This is a genomic window from Streptomyces sp. WZ.A104, from assembly GCF_002382885.1.
GTDB lineage: Bacteria > Actinomycetota > Actinomycetes > Streptomycetales > Streptomycetaceae > Streptomyces.
This window is the reverse complement of the sequence record NZ_NWVL01000120.1, coordinates 1-14,793: the sequence shown is the minus strand read 5'-3', so window position 1 is coordinate 14,793 and position 14,793 is coordinate 1. Positions and strand designations below refer to the sequence as shown.

The 14,793-nt window shown below is 69.8% G+C and carries 14 protein-coding genes; 9 read left to right on the top strand and 5 right to left on the bottom strand.

Annotation, left to right across the window (positions count from 1 at the left end; genetic code table 11):
• Positions 1-125: 125 nt before the first annotated feature.
• Positions 126-1,199: a LacI family DNA-binding transcriptional regulator gene (locus tag CIB93_RS35440; RefSeq protein ID WP_096632902.1), complete on the bottom strand. Its 1,074-nt coding sequence runs from the start codon at positions 1,197-1,199 to the stop codon at positions 126-128.
• Between the two features lie 109 nt (positions 1,200-1,308).
• On the opposite strand from CIB93_RS35440, the gene CIB93_RS35435 reads away from it, so the two are divergent.
• The 5 genes from CIB93_RS35435 (at position 1,309) to CIB93_RS35415 (ending at position 6,602) form a co-directional block, all read left to right on the top strand.
• On the top strand, positions 1,309-2,460 hold the full coding sequence (locus tag CIB93_RS35435; RefSeq protein ID WP_096632901.1) for a Gfo/Idh/MocA family protein: 1,152 nt from the start codon (positions 1,309-1,311) through the stop codon (positions 2,458-2,460).
• Complete coding sequence (locus tag CIB93_RS35430; protein WP_096632900.1) at positions 2,457-3,611, top strand: dihydrodipicolinate synthase family protein; 1,155 nt, start codon at positions 2,457-2,459, stop codon at positions 3,609-3,611. Before CIB93_RS35435 ends, CIB93_RS35430 begins: the two co-directional genes overlap by 4 nt.
• Positions 3,608-4,441, top strand: a complete 834-nt coding sequence (locus CIB93_RS35425; RefSeq protein ID WP_096632899.1) for a sugar phosphate isomerase/epimerase — start codon at positions 3,608-3,610, stop codon at positions 4,439-4,441. Before CIB93_RS35430 ends, CIB93_RS35425 begins: the two co-directional genes overlap by 4 nt.
• A 445-nt stretch (positions 4,442-4,886) precedes the next feature.
• Positions 4,887-5,768: a lysozyme gene (locus tag CIB93_RS35420; RefSeq protein WP_096632898.1), complete on the top strand. Its 882-nt coding sequence runs from the start codon at positions 4,887-4,889 to the stop codon at positions 5,766-5,768.
• A gap of 186 nt (positions 5,769-5,954) precedes the next feature.
• Positions 5,955-6,602, top strand: a complete 648-nt coding sequence (locus tag CIB93_RS35415; protein WP_096632905.1) for a peptidoglycan recognition family protein — start codon at positions 5,955-5,957, stop codon at positions 6,600-6,602.
• 222 nt (positions 6,603-6,824) lie between these two features.
• Here CIB93_RS35415 and CIB93_RS35410 read toward each other — a convergent pair whose 3' ends face one another.
• Positions 6,825-7,049 (bottom strand): DUF397 domain-containing protein, encoded by a 225-nt coding sequence (locus tag CIB93_RS35410; RefSeq protein ID WP_096632897.1) that lies wholly within the window; start codon positions 7,047-7,049, stop codon positions 6,825-6,827.
• Entirely contained in the window at positions 7,036-7,860 is an 825-nt protein-coding gene (locus tag CIB93_RS35405; protein WP_096632896.1) for a helix-turn-helix transcriptional regulator, read from the bottom strand. Before CIB93_RS35405 ends, CIB93_RS35410 begins: the two co-directional genes overlap by 14 nt.
• A gap of 144 nt (positions 7,861-8,004) precedes the next feature.
• On the opposite strand from CIB93_RS35405, the gene CIB93_RS35400 reads away from it, so the two are divergent.
• Together CIB93_RS35400 and CIB93_RS35395 are read left to right on the top strand one after the other, a co-directional pair.
• The gene (locus CIB93_RS35400) at positions 8,005-8,325 is read left to right on the top strand and encodes a hypothetical protein (protein ID WP_096632895.1); all 321 of its coding nucleotides are present in this window, start codon (positions 8,005-8,007) and stop codon (positions 8,323-8,325) included.
• On the top strand, positions 8,322-8,681 hold the full coding sequence (locus CIB93_RS35395; protein WP_257002512.1) for a hypothetical protein: 360 nt from the start codon (positions 8,322-8,324) through the stop codon (positions 8,679-8,681). Before CIB93_RS35400 ends, CIB93_RS35395 begins: the two co-directional genes overlap by 4 nt.
• Before the next feature lie 148 nt (positions 8,682-8,829).
• Here CIB93_RS35395 and CIB93_RS35390 read toward each other — a convergent pair whose 3' ends face one another.
• Positions 8,830-9,354 (bottom strand): hypothetical protein, encoded by a 525-nt coding sequence (locus tag CIB93_RS35390; protein WP_143660126.1) that lies wholly within the window; start codon positions 9,352-9,354, stop codon positions 8,830-8,832.
• 183 nt (positions 9,355-9,537) lie between these two features.
• On the opposite strand from CIB93_RS35390, the gene CIB93_RS35385 reads away from it, so the two are divergent.
• Together CIB93_RS35385 and CIB93_RS35380 are read left to right on the top strand one after the other, a co-directional pair.
• Positions 9,538-11,799 (top strand): ATP-dependent RecD-like DNA helicase, encoded by a 2,262-nt coding sequence (locus CIB93_RS35385; RefSeq protein WP_096632893.1) that lies wholly within the window; start codon positions 9,538-9,540, stop codon positions 11,797-11,799.
• A 214-nt stretch (positions 11,800-12,013) separates the two neighbouring features.
• Positions 12,014-13,312 (top strand): citrate synthase, encoded by a 1,299-nt coding sequence (locus CIB93_RS35380; protein WP_096632892.1) that lies wholly within the window; start codon positions 12,014-12,016, stop codon positions 13,310-13,312.
• Positions 13,313-13,891: 579 nt separating this feature from the next.
• Here the strand turns inward: CIB93_RS35380 and CIB93_RS35375 are convergent.
• A partial coding sequence (locus tag CIB93_RS35375) for an HAD-IC family P-type ATPase (RefSeq protein WP_257002511.1) occupies positions 13,892-14,793 on the bottom strand: 902 nt, incomplete at its 5' end.

The window sequence follows — 14,793 nt, the reverse complement described above, 5'->3', positions numbered from 1 at the left end:
CCCGTCGCGGCCCCGCCCGTCACGGCCCCGCCCGCCACGGCCGTGCCGGGGCGGCCGCTCGGACTGCCGGCCGGGACGCCCCCCCCCGGGCGGCATCGCGAGGCGCATCGGGCCTGCCGTCCGGCTCACCCCCGGGGCGGAGCCGTGGACCCCCGGATCATCAGCTCGGCCGCGATGGTCGCGATGCCGCCGGGCGGCGGGTTCTCCTTGCCCATCGCGAGCCGGCCCGCCCGCGCGCCCGCCTCGAAGAGCGGCAGCCGTACCGTCGTCAGAGCCGGAACCGCGTCCACCGAGAACGGCAGATCGTCGAAGCCCGCCACCGAGATGTCCTGCGGGATGCGCAGCCCCTGGTCCCGGACGGCCGCGCAGGCACCCAGCGCCACGGTGTCGTTGGCGGCGACGATCGCGGTCACGTCCGGTGCCCGGCGCAGTATTTCGAGCGTGGCCTCGTACCCGGAACGCCGGTCGTAGGGCCCGTGCACGGTGAGCCGCTCCTCGTCGGCTGGGACCGGGCCGAGCCCCGCACCCCGCAGCGCCTCCCGGTGGCCCTCCAGCCGGTGCCGGGTGGTGGTCCGTTCCGGGGGCCCGGCGACGTAGCCGATCCTGCGGTGGCCCAGGGAGACCAGGTGCTCGGTGAGCCGGCGGCCGCCGCCCCGGTTGTCGAACGTGAGCGCGGCGACGAGCGCGTCCCCCTCGGGCATCGGGGGCCGCCCGCAGAAGACGATCCGGGTGCCCGCGTCCGCGAGCTTCACCAGCTTCGCGGTCATCGCGGCCTGGTGCGCCGGGTCCTCGACCGCGCCGCCGGTGAGGACGACGGCGGCGGCGCGCTGGCGCTGGAGGAGGGTGAGGTAGGTCAGCTCGCGTTCCGGGGAGCCGCCGGTGTTGCAGATGACGGCCAGCTTCTCGCCGCCCGCCCGGCCCGAGCCGTCCCCGGGCCCGCCGATCTGCGTCTGCGCGGCCCCCGCCATGATCCCGAAGAACGGGTCGGCGATGTCGTTGACCAGGATGCCGACCAGGTCCGAGGTGGCTGCCGCGAGTGAGCTGGCGGGCCCGTTGAGCACGTAGTCCAGGTCGTCCACCGCACGCAGGACCCGCTCCCGGGTCGACGCCGCCACCGGGTAATTGCCGTTCAGCACTCGGGAGACGGTGGCCGGGGACACCCGGGCGCGGGCCGCCACATCCGCCAGGGTGACTGTCATCGCTGTCCTCCGGGAGGTCACGTGCGGCCCCCTCTTGTCCGGCCGCTGTCGGCAGGCTAGCGTCATCTCGGATAGAAAGCGCTTGCTACGGCGGTATGGAGGGAACTTCGTGACACGCAGGACAGTGCGCATCGCCATGAACGGCGTCACGGGACGCATGGGATACCGGCAGCACCTGGTGCGTTCGATCCTCGCCATCCGCGAGCAGGGCGGCCTGGATCTCGGCGAGGGCGAGGTGCTGTGGCCCGAGCCGGTGCTCGTCGGCCGCCGCGCCCACGCCCTGGAGGAACTGGCCGAGCGCCACGGCCTGACCGAGTGGTCCACCGACCTGGACACGGTCCTCGCGGACGACACGGTCGACATCTACTTCGACGCCCAGGTCACCTCGGCCCGGGTGGAGGCGATCAAGAAGGCGATCGCGGCGGGCAAGCACGTCTACACCGAGAAGCCGACCGCCGCGGACGTCGAGGGGGCCCTCGACCTGGCCCGCCTCGCCCGTGACGCGGGCATCAGGCACGGCGTGGTCCAGGACAAGATCTTCCTCCCGGGGCTGCGCAAGCTGAAACGCCTGATCGACGCCGACTTCTTCGGTGAAATCCTCTCCGTCCGGGGCGAGTTCGGCTACTGGGTCTTCGAGGGTGACTGGCAGGAGGCCCAGCGCCCGTCCTGGAACTACCGCGCGGAGGACGGCGGCGGCATCGTCGTCGACATGTTCCCGCACTGGGAGTACGTGCTCCACGAGTTGTTCGGCCGGGTCACCTCCGTGACGGCGCACGTCCAGACGCACGTCCCGCGGCGCTGGGACGAGCATGGCAAGCCGTACGAGGCGACCGCCGACGACGCCGCTTACGGCATCTTCCAACTGGCGGGCGGGGCGGTCGCGCAGATCAACTCCTCCTGGGCGGTCCGGGTCAACCGTGACGAGCTGGTCGAGTTCCAGGTCGACGGAACGCACGGCTCGGCAGTGGCAGGCCTGCGCAACTGCCGTGCCCAGCACCGCTCGTCGACCCCGAAGCCGGTCTGGAACCCCGACCTCCCGGCCACCGAGCCCTTCCGCGACCAGTGGCAGGAGATCCCGGACAACCAGGAGTTCGACAACGGCTTCAAGGCGCAGTGGGAGCTGTTCCTGCGCCATGTGGCACAGGGCGAGCGGTACACCTGGGACCTGCTGGCCGGGGCCCGGGGCGTCCAACTCGCCGAACTGGGACTCAAGTCGTCCGCCGGCGGCCGCCGCTTCGAGGTGCCGGAGCTGACGCTGTGACGGCTGCTGTTCTCCTGCCCCAGGGCTCGTACACCCCGAGTGGCACCCCGCTGGACCTCACGCCGAACGTGCCGCCCCCCACCTCCCGTACGGTCTTCTCGGCGGCGCATGTCGTCGCCGACCCGTACGCCGACATCAGCCCCGACGGCCCGGCGGCCCTCGACTGGGACGCCACGCTCGCCTTCCGCCGCCACCTGTGGGCGCACGGCCTCGGCGTGGCGGAGGCGATGGACACCGCACAGCGCGGGATGGGCCTGGACTGGGCGGGCGCTGCCGAACTGATCCGCCGCTCGGCGGCGGAGGCGAAGGCGGTGGGCGGCAGGATCGCGTGCGGCGTCGGCACCGACCAGCTGCCCGAGGGCGGTACGCCCACCCTGGCCGAGGTCACTTCGGCGTACGAGGAGCAACTCGCGCTCGCGGAGGAGAACGGCGTACAGCCGATCCTGATGGCTTCCCGCGCGCTGGCCCGGGCGGCGAGCGGTCCGGACGACTACCTCGCCACGTACGCCCACCTCCTGCGCCAGACGACCGAGCCGGTGATCCTGCACTGGCTCGGCCCGGTGTTCGACCCGGCGCTGGAGGGCTACTGGGGCAGCGACGACCTCGACGAGGCGACGGACACCTTCCTGAAGGTGATCGCGGAGCACCCCGACAAGGTCGACGGCATCAAGATCTCCCTCCTGGAGGCGGACCGCGAGATCGACGTCCGCCGCCGCCTCCCGGGCGGGGTGCGCTGCTACACGGGTGACGACTTCAACTACCCGGAGCTGATCGCGGGCGACGAACGTGGCTTCAGCCACGCGTTGCTGGGCGTCTTCGACCCGCTGGGCCCGTTGGCGGCGCACGCGGTACGGGTACTGGACACGGGCGACACGGAGGCCTTCCGCGCCCTGCTCGACCCCACGGTCGAACTCTCCCGCCACCTCTTCCGGCCGCCGACCCGCTTCTACAAGACCGGCGTGGTCCTCCTGGCCTGGCTGGCCGGTCATCAGGACCACTTCACGATGGTGGGCGGCCTCCAGTCGGCGCGCTCGCTGCCGCATCTGGCGAAGGCGTACGAACTGGCCGACGGCCTGGGCCTGTTCCCGGACCCGGAACTGGCCGCACACCGTATGCGAGCGCTGCTGGCGGTCCACGGAGGAGCGCGGTGAACGATCAGCTCTCCCGCCTCTCGCTCAACCAGGAGACCATCAAGCAGTGGTCGTTGCCCGAGCTGGCGGAGGGCTGCGTCAAGGCGGGCATCGGCAAGGTGGGCCTGTGGCGGGCGCCGGTCCAGGCGTACGGCGTCGAGCGCGCGGCGGCCGTGATGGCGGACGCGGGTCTGACCGTCACCAGCCTCTGCCGGGGCGGTTTCCTCACGGCCCCGGACCCGGTCGGGCGGGCCCGCGCGCTGGACGGCAACCGGGCGGCCCTGGACGAGGCGGCGGCGCTGTCCACCGACACCCTGGTGCTGGTCTCGGGCGGCCTCCCGCCGGGCAGCCGTGACCTGTACGGGGCACGCGAGCGGGTGGCGGACGCTCTGGCCGAACTCCTCCCGTACGCGGCCGAACGCGGCGTCCGCCTCGCGATCGAACCGCTGCACCCGATGTTCGCCTCGGACCGCTGTGTGGTCTCCACCCTCGCCCAGGCCCTGGACCTCGCGGAACGCTTCCCGGCCGAGCGGGTGGGGGTCGTCGTCGACACCTACCACCTCTGGTGGGACGACCGCGCCCCGGAGCAGATCGCCCGTGCGGGGGCGGGAGGCCGCGTCCACGCCTTCCAGCTGGCCGACTGGATCACCCCGCTGCCGGCGGGGGTGCTGCTGGGCCGGGGGCAGCTGGGCGACGGCAGTGTGGATTTCCGCTCGTTCCGCCGACAAGTGGAATCGGCCGGGTATGGCGGACCGATCGAGGTGGAGATCTTCAACGAGGAGCTGTGGGCCCGTGACGGGGCGGAGGTGCTCGCGGAAGTGATCGGGCGCTATGTGCAACATGCCTGCTGAGAGGGCCGGTCCGAGCCGAAGGTAAAGAGGTCGCAAAGGGTTGCAACCTTTGGCGGGCCTCCCGGGTCACACAGGGCGTCGGGACTTCCGGGGAGGGGTCCGGGGGGAACGGGAAGGCCCGACGGGAGGGGAAAGCGAGGGGGGTCCGGCCGCGAGGCCGGGCCCCGTTTCGCTGTAGTCCTCTCCGCTGTAGTGCTCGTATGCGTGGACCCCGTATCCGCAGGGCCTTCATTCCGTACAGCCGACCTCCCCGGGGCGGCGGCCTTCAGAAATGAAAATTCTTGCCGCTCCGACGCGTCTTCGCAGGTGAGGAGTGGCGTCACAGGTCTACACCAAATGGACTCTTTACGCCCCTTCCCGTCCGTGCATTACTCATGACATGTCCATGGCATTCGATGGCCGAGTGCCCTGGATCTCTTCCTCGTCAACGTGCCCGGAGGTGGCTATGCCCGCGTACCGTTCTCCGTCCCGCCGAATCAAGAGATCCCGAGGGGCTTTACCGGCCGCCGCTCTCGGCAGTGCCGTGGCACTGGTCCTGACCGGCACGGGCGCGGCCGCCGCCGCGCCGCCCGCACCCGACAAGCCGGTCCGCTCCGGGCAGGCGTGGATGGGTGCGGGCACCCGCATCGAGCAAGGGCCCGCGTCCTCGGCGGCGGGAGGGGTCACACCGATGGACACCAGCGGAGTCCAGGGCATCGACGTCTCCCACTGGCAGGGGGCGATCAACTGGGGTTCGGTGAAGGCCGCGGGTATCGACTTCGCCTACATGAAGGCCACCGAGGGAACGAGCTTCAAGGACAGCCGCTTCAACGCGAACTACACCGGCTCCTACAACGCCGGTCTGATCCGGGGCGCGTATCACTTCGCCCGCCCCGACATCTCCAACGGGTCCACCCAGGCGGCCTACTTCGCGAGCAACGGCGGAGGATGGTCCAAGGACGGCAAGACCCTCCCCGGTGTGCTGGACATCGAGCACAACCCGTACGGTGCCATGTGCTACGGCCTCTCCACGACCCGGATGCGCACGTGGATCAACGACTTCTACAACACGTACAAGGCGCGCACCACCCGGGACGTCGTCATCTACACGACTGCCGGCTGGTGGAACACCTGCACCGGCAACTGGACCGGCATGGCCGCCAAGTCCCCGCTGTGGGTCGCGCACTGGGGTACCAGCAGCCCGAACATCCCGAACGGCTTCCCCACCTGGACGATCTGGCAGTACACGGCGACCGGCCGGGTCAGCGGGGTCTCCGGCGATGTGGACCGCAACAAGTTCAACGGGAGCTTCGCCCGGCTCCAGGCCCTCGCCGGCAACACGGCGTAGCGGCCCCGCCCTTCGCGGCAGCCGGGTGGGTGCGTCCCGTCCATGGCGCACCCGGCCGCTGTACCCGCCGCCCCCCTGGCCGCCCTCACCGGCCCGCTGCCCGCCCGCCGGGCCGGAACGACCAGCTGCCTCTATCGGCCGCTGCCCGCCCGCCGGGCCGGAACGACCACACACCAGGAGCTCGCCGTGAACCTTCCGCAGCCGTCCCGTCGTCACGTCCTGCTCGCCGGTGCGGGCGGCCTGGCCGCCGTCGCCTTACCGGGTACGGCCCACGCCCTCGGCACCGTCGAACCGGACATCGACAGCACGTCCCAATGGAACGCCCGTCCGCCCCAAGGCCCGGTGAGCCTGGTGGGAAAGCGGCCCACCATGATCATCGTGCACCACACGGTCAGCGCCAACACCTCCGACGACTCCCGCGCCCAGGCCCACCGCCACGCCCACTGGGTCCAGGACCTGCACATGGACAAGAACGGGTGGACCGACACCGGCTACCACTTCCTCGTCAGCCGGGGCGGCTGGATCACCGAGGGCCGCCACCGCAGCCTCGGCACGCTGCGCAGCGGCAGCGACTTCGTCCAGGGCGCTCACACCTCCGGCCGGAACGAGGAAGCCATCGGCATCGCCAACGAGGGCGCGTACCACGACGGCGCACAGCCGCCGCAGGCTCAGTGGGAGGTCCTGGTGGTGCTCTGCGCGTACGTCTGCGAGCAGTACGCCATCGCACCGACCCGCATCTACGGTCACCAGGACTTCGGCGACACCCTCTGCCCGGGTGTGCTGCACGACCAACTGCCGCAGCTTCGCAGCGAGGTCGCGGCGAGCATGGGGTGAGCGCGAGGCGACCTCGCCTGGATGCCCGGCGGCGGGCACTGGAGAACCGCCTCGCGCGAAGTGGCCGCCTGCCGGGTGGAGCCGACCGGCCGCAGCGTGCCCAGGTCGCGGCGGGGGCCGAGGACCGTCATCACCAGGGTGCTGCCGCAGAGGAGAACGGACCATGACGGCGGCCCCGTCAGATCGGGGGCCGTGACGGGGCCGCTGGTCGGAGGCCGTGGGTCAGGCGGAGAGGCTGCCGTGCTTGACGGCGGTGACGAAGGCCGACCAGCCCCGGGCGGAGAAGGCCAGCGCAGGGCCTGCGGGGACCTTGCTGTCGCGTACGGGGACGGTGGCGTGGCCGTACGCGACCTCAAGGCATTCGCCCTGGTCCCCGCCGCTGTAGCTGGACTTGAACCAGCCCGTGAGCGTGGACGCGTCCGGGGCACTCCGCCTACTGCTGACCATGTTCGTGCTCCTCCGCTGCGGCCCGTACACGGGCCACCGATTCCTGGTGCGACAACGCATCGCCCAGAGCGAGATCGTAGGCCGTGCGGCTGGACGCCACCAAGCGCGGATCATCCATCAAGTTGCCTGTCTGGAAGCCCTCGACGTACGCCACCGGTGCGGAGTCCGCGAAGCTCATCAGCGTCAGCAGGCTCTGCTGGAGGGAGTGGGCTCCCGCCTCGAACGGCAGCACGTGCAGCCGCAGTCGTCCCGCCTCGGCCATATCCGCGATCTTCCGCAGCTGCCTGGCCATCACCTGCGGGCCACCGACCCGCCGCCGCAGCACCGCCTCGTCCAGCAGGGTCCACACCACCGGATTCATCGGTCCGTCGAGGAGACGGGCGCGTTCTGTTCGAATGACAACGTCCTGGTCAATCTCCTCCCGGCGGTGGTTGGGCCGGTACGCCTGGAACAGGGCCCGTGCGTAGTCGTTCGTCTGCAACAGGCCGGGTACGAGCGTCAGTGCGAACTGCTGGATGAGCACCGCCTGCAGCTCCAGCTCCGCCACGGCCGCGAAGTGGTCGGTGTACTTCGTCTCCAGGTCCTCCAGCCACCGCTCGAAGAACCCGTCCGTCCCCAGCGCCCGGTCGATCCGCCGGGCGTCGTCCGGACTGGGCAACCGCCGCCCCGCCTCGTAGTGGCTGATGAGCGTCGGCGAGCAGACGACCTGTATGGCCAGTGCCTCCTGTGTCATCCCGGCGGCCAGGCGGCGCAGCTTCAGTTCCTCGCCGTACTTCTGCCGTGCCGTGCGCGGCCTGTCGTTCGACTTCATGCGCGCCCAACTCCTCGATCTGACCAGCGTGCTGTCATGCCCGACCCCCTGGAAGCGTAGCGACCTTCGACCCCACTCTGTGATGGGTTCGCTACGCAAAGAAGCGATGCCCGTACCTCGACGCACCCTGAGAAAGCAGGCCCCATGAAGCACGCCCTCGCCCGGCTCCTGAAGCCGGTGCTGCGTGTCCTGACCCCCGCATCGCGCCAACGGCACCCGATGGACACGTACGCGTACGTCCACCCCTACTCCTGCGACTACGTCGGCGGCCCGACCTCCTACCGGACCGGTGAGCGTCCCCCGCGCGGCGAGGACAGCCCACTGGTGCGCCCGTACTTCGTGGCGCACGAACGGCGGGTGGCCGAGGCGCGGGTGGCCGAGGCGCGGCGGCGCATCCGGCGCGGGGGATTGCTGGTCATCGTGCGGGGCGTGGACATCGGTCGTCTGACGGAGGGCATGGCATGAGGACGAACGGCGAATTCGTCGAGGGTCGGCCGATGCGGCTGCTGCCATGGACGGGTGCGGGAGGGAAGCCCTGTTACGTCGTGGGCGACGGCACCGGTTACGTGTCGCGGAGAGCTGACGAAGTCGAGAGCATCCAGCTCGACATGGCGGACGAGCTGCTCGGCCACGCCGCCGATCTGCTGGCCGACGGCAATGCCACCGGGCCGCAGATTCACTTCCTCGCCGGCCGGCTGACCGAGTCGCTGCACCAGGTCGTGCGCGTCGCGGAGAGCCGTGGCGCGCGGCTCGACGCGGCCGAACCCCACCGGCCCGGACTCCGCACGGCTGACAGCGAACCGGACGCAGACACTCCATGAGCGGCCCGGCCCCCGCACCCCGTGACGGGGCTTGGGGCCGCGAACCGCCCTGTCAGTGCCAACCGGTAGCGTCGGTACATGTCCAACATGGCCGTCCTCGAAGGGGTCCTGGAGCGGATCACACCTCACCAAACAAACGTGACCTGGGTCACGGCGAGGTTGGGTGCTCTCCTGGACGGACGCTGGGAGTCGGCACCCCTGCCGCCGTACACGCCGACTGCGGTTCGGTTTCCACGGCCAGTTCCCTGACGGTGACCGCAGGCCCTGACTTGCCGTCCAGCGCGACCTCGAAGGCGAAGCACCCCGTCACAAGTGTCTCGCCGGCAAGGAAGGCCCCCGGTCCGACGCCCAGCAGCTCTGCCGTCACCGTGAGATCTGGGCCCTGCCGCTCGACGCCGACCAGGCCTTGAGCCGGCTTTCCCCGTGGGAAGACTTGAGCGATCTCGCTGTCGTCCAGTACACCGTCGGCTGCCGCGCCCGCGAGCCTCTCCTGCCGCGCCTCAGCAGCACTCCGCATATCAGCGCGGGCCTTTGCCTCGGCGCGGTCATCCGCCGTGGCCAGCCAGACCCACGCCCCGATGACACACATGAGAAGCAGCACGAGCACGGCCAGACAGCCGTCGAGCAGATACCCCCGGACCGTTCCCCTGCGCACCCCCTCGCGTCTTCCCATGGCCTGAGCATGCAGGCTTCGAGACGGGCCAGGGGGCGCGATTCCAAGTCGTTATCTCACGAGGACAGCCAGGCTGTCGCCCCACACCGGACATCCACCTCGCGGAACATGGTCGAGCCCGCTCTGTCGGTGGCGGGCGGTAGCCTCCCAGAGACAGCGGAGACCGGATGAGCAGGTGGGGCGGTGCCGGGTAGGGGAGTTGACGCCAAGCGGGGCAGCCGCGAAGGCGTTTGTGAAGTCACTGGTGTCCTGGAGAGGATCACCTACGCCAACGAGGAGAACGGGTACACCGTCGCCCGTGTCGACACCGGGCGCGGAGGCGGTGACCTCCTCACCGTGGTCGGTGCGCTGCTCGGCGCGCAGGTCGGTGAGTCGCTGCGGATGGAGGGCCGTTGGGGCTCGCACTCCCAGTACGGCAAGCAGTTCACCGTCGAGAACTACACCACCGTGCTGCCCGCCACCATCCAGGGCATCCGCCGCTACCTCGGCTCCGGGCTGATCAAGGGCATCGGGCCGGTGATGGCCGACCGGATCACCACCCACTTCGGGGTCGACACCCTCGACATCATCGAGAACGAACCGAAGCGCCTCGTCGAGGTCCCCGGCCTCGGCCCGAAGCGCACGAAGATGATCGCGGCCGCGTGGGAGGAACAGAAGGCGATCAAGGAGGTCATGGTCTTCCTCCAGGGCGTCGGCGTCTCCACCTCCATCGCCGTCCGCATCTACAAGAAGTACGAGGACGCCTCCATCTCCGTCGTGCGGAACCAGCCCTACCGGCTGGCCGCCGACGTCTGGGGCATCGGCTTCCTGACCGCCGACCGGATCGCCCAGGCGGTCGGCATTCCGCACGACAGCCCCGAGCGCGTCAAGGCCGGGCTTCAGTACGCGCTGTCCCAGTCCTCCGACCAGGGGCACTGCTTCCTTCCCGAGGAGCGACTCATCGCGGACGGGGTGAAGCTGCTCCAGGTCGACACCGGGCTGGTCATCGAGTGCCTGGCGGAGCTCGCCGCGGACCCGGAGGGTGTCGTACGGGAGAAGGTGCCGTCACCGGAGGGGGGTGAGCCGGTCACCGCTGTCTACCTGGTGCCGTTCCACCGGGCCGAGCTGTCGCTCGCCGGGCAGGTGCGGCGGCTGCTGAACACCGGCGAGGACCGGATGCCCGCTTTCCAGGAGGTGGACTGGGACAAGGCGCTGGCCTGGCTCGCCACGCGTACGGGGGCCAGCCTCGCGCCCGAGCAGGAGGAGGCCGTACGGCTCGCGCTCAGCCGGAAGGTGGCCGTCCTGACCGGTGGGCCCGGCTGCGGGAAGTCGTTCACCGTCCGGTCCATCGTCGAGCTGGCCCGGGCGAAACGGGCCAAGGTGGTGCTGGCCGCGCCCACGGGCCGCGCCGCCAAGCGGCTCGCCGAGCTGACCGGAGCCGAGGCGTCCACCGTGCACCGGCTGCTCGAACTGAAGCCCGGCGGGGACGCGGCGTACGACCGGGACCGGCCGCTGGACGCCGATCTGGTCGTCGTCGACGAGGCCTCCATGCTCGATCTGCTGCTCGCCAACAAGCTCGTCAAGGCCGTGGCACCCGGTGCCCATCTGCTTCTCGTGGGTGACGTCGACCAGCTGCCTTCGGTCGGCGCGGGGGAGGTGCTGAGCGATCTGCTCGCGGACGGCGGCCCGGTCCCGGCCGTGCGCCTCACCCGGATCTTCCGCCAGGCCCAGCAGTCGGGTGTGGTCACCAACGCGCACCGGATCAACGCCGGCCGACCCCCGCTCACCGAAGGACTGAGCGACTTCTTCCTCTTCGTGGAGGACGAGACGGAGGACGCGGGCAAGCTCGCCGTGGACGTGGCGGCCCGCCGCATTCCGGCCAAGTTCGGTCTCAACCCCCGCCGTGACGTGCAGGTCCTCGCGCCGATGCATCGCGGTCCGGCCGGTGCGGGCCACCTGAACGGGCTGCTCCAGCAGGCCATCACTCCCGGCCGCCCCGACCTCCCCGAGAAGCGGTTCGGCGGCCGGGTCTTCCGCGTCGGCGACAAGGTCACCCAGATCCGCAACAACTACGACAAGGGCGAGAACGGCGTCTTCAACGGCACGGTCGGCATCGTCACCGCCCTCGACGCGGACGAACAGACGCTCACCGTCCGCACCGACGAGGACGAGGAGATCGGCTACGACTTCGACGAGCTGGACGAGCTGGCCCACGCGTACGCCATGACCATCCACCGCTCCCAGGGCAGCGAGTATCCGGCCGTCGTCGTCCCCGTCACCACCAGCGCCTGGATGATGCTCCAGCGCAACCTCCTCTACACCGCCGTGACCCGGGCCAAGAAGCTCGTCGTGCTGGTCGGGTCCCGTAAGGCGATCGGCCAGGCGGTCCGCACGGTTTCCGCAGGCAGGCGCTGTACGGCACTGGATTTCCGGCTCCGAGGCGGCTCAGGAGAAGACTTCTCGTGACCCCTACACAAAAATGATCGATCAAATCGGTGGGAAACATCACGGAGGCCTTCCGGAACCGGAGTCAAGGGGGCAGGATGAGTAAGTTGGCGGCACTCAGTGCCGTCAGTAGGTCCAATGGACGACCCCGAGTGCACTCTCCTGAGCCGAATGGGGGAGGGTGGAGACAGTCAGGGCACCTCGAAGAAGAGGCACTACGTCGGTGAGGGATGACGTGAGCGAGCACACCAACAACGCTGTAGTACTGCGGTACGGCGATGACGAGTACACCTACCCGGTGATCGACAGCACCGTCGGCGACAAGGGCTTCGACATCGGGAAGCTTCGGAGCAATACCGGCCTGGTCACGCTGGACAGCGGATACGGCAACACCGCCGCCTATAAATCCGCCATCACGTACCTCGACGGTGAGCAGGGCATCCTGCGCTACCGCGGATACCCGATCGAGCAGCTCGCCGAGCGCTCGTCGTTCCTTGAGGTCGCGTACACGCTGATCAACGGTGACCTGCCGAAGGTCGACGAGCTGGCCGCCTTCAGGAACGAGATCACCCAGCACACGCTGCTGCACGAGGACGTCAAGCGGTTCTTCGACGGCTTCCCGCGCGACGCCCACCCGATGGCCATGCTGTCCTCGGTCGTCAGCGCGCTGTCCACGTTCTACCAGGACAGCCACAACCCGTTCGACGAGAAGCAGCGCCACCTCTCGACGATCCGCCTGCTGGCGAAGCTGCCGACGATCGCCGCGTACGCCTACAAGAAGTCGATCGGGCACCCCTTCGTCTACCCGCGCAACGATCTCGGGTACGTCGAGAACTTCCTGCGCATGACCTTCTCGGTCCCCGCCCAGGAGTACGAGCTGGACCCGGTCGTCGTCTCGGCGCTGGACAAGCTGCTCATCCTGCACGCGGACCACGAGCAGAACTGTTCGACCTCCACCGTGCGTCTGGTCGGCTCCTCGCAGGCGAACATGTTCGCCTCGATCTCCGCCGGTATCTCCGCGCTGTGGGGCCCCCTGCACGGTGGCGCCAATCAGTCGGTGCTGGAGATGCTGGAAGGCATCCAGGCCAACGGCGGCGATGTCGACTCCTTCATCCGCAAGGTGAAGAACAAGGAGGACGGCGTCCGCCTGATGGGCTTCGGCCACCGGGTGTACAAGTCCTTCGACCCGCGCGCCAAGATCATCAAGGCTGCCGCCCACGACGTGCTGTCCGCGCTCGGCAAGTCCGACGAGCTGCTCGACATCGCGCTCAAGCTGGAGGAGCACGCGCTCTCCGACGAGTACTTCGTCTCGCGCAACCTCTACCCGAACGTGGACTTCTACACCGGTCTGATCTACCGGGCCATGGGCTTCCCGACCGAGATGTTCACCGTGCTCTTCGCGCTCGGCCGCCTTCCGGGCTGGATCGCCCAGTGGCACGAGATGATCAAGGAGCCGGGTTCCCGCATCGGCCGCCCGCGCCAGATCTACACCGGCGAGGTCCTGCGTGACTTCGTCCCGGTCGAGGGCCGCTGACCCGGAGCCCTCCCCGCACCACCCGGCCTCTTCGGCCGACTGCCTTCGCCCCGCGTACCGCGCTTCGCACAGAGCGCGGTGTCCGGGGCGATTCGGCGTTCAGGGGGCGGGCAGGTGTGTGCGCCCTGCTTGAGCCCGCCGACGGGGAGGCCGCTGAGCTCTGAAGGTGGGGCGGTGAAGGAGGGTGCTGAAAGGCGGCTGAAGGGGGGGGCTGAAAGGGGGGGGCTGAGGTGCTGAGCACGCGAGAAACGCCCCGCCGCCGATCCCCCCACGGGTCGACGGCCGGGGCGCTTCCCATATCCCGGAGCGGATTCCCCCCACGGGATCCGGCCGGGCGTCTGTAGGGAGTCGAAGCTCCCGTTGTTCTGTTGTGCTGCGGTCTGCCGGGGTACGTACGCACGGGAGGGCCGCTCAAAGCTCCCCGGTGCACGTGCCCCGGCCAACGCTTGCCAACAGGAGCGTCCCCCAAGACACTCCATCGGACGTCCCCCAAGACATCCTTGGCATCGCACTCTAAGACTCGCGAACCCACCGGATGGTTACCCCAATAGCGGTGTGATCTAAATCTCTTTGTGGAAGTTACGTGAAGGCACGCAACCGTAGGCTGTTCGTGACGACGAACACGGACGAAAACGCCATGGCGGCTCCCGCGATCATAGGGTTGAGCAGGCCACTTGCAGCCAGGGGCAAGGCCGCGACGTTGTACCCGAAGGCCCAGAAGAGGTTGCCCCTGATGGTGGCCAGAGTACGCCTGGAGAGGCGGATTGCGTCAGCTGTCACCTTGAGATCTCCACGAACCAGGGTGAGGTCGCTCGCCTCGATCGCCGCATCCGTCCCGGTGCCCATCGCCAGCCCCAGGTCTGCGGTGGCCAGAGCCGCCGCGTCGTTGACGCCGTCCCCGACCATGGCGACGACCCGGCCCTCGGTCTGAAGGCGCTTGACCACGTCGACCTTGTCCTGCGGCATGACCTCCGCGTACACCTCCTCGATGCCGACCTCGGCCGCTACCGTCTCCGCCACGGCCCGGTTGTCACCGGTCAGGAGCACGGGCCTCAGCCCGAGGGTGCGCAGTTCGGCCACGGCGGCCGCGCTGCTGTCCTTGACCGTGTCGGCCACTCCGAGTACACCCCGCGCCTCCCCGTCCCAGGCCACGACGACGGCGGTACGCCCGTTCTCCTCGGCCTCCGCCAGGGCCGCGGACAGCTCGGGCGGGAGGGGAATCGCGGCGTCGGTCAGGAGTTGTTCGCGTCCGACGAGGAGGGCGTGGCCTTCGACGATGCCCTGGACGCCGAGGCCGGGGATGTTGGTGAAGTCGTCGGGGGTGGGGAGGGGGCCGGTGGTGTCGGTGGCGGCGGTGGCGATGGCTTGGGCGATGGGGTGTTCGGAGGCGTTCTCCAGTGCTCCGGCGAGTCGGAGGGCTTCGTGTTCGGTGGTGGTTTTGGTGGTGTGGGTGGTGTGGAGGGTCATGCGGCCGGTGGTGA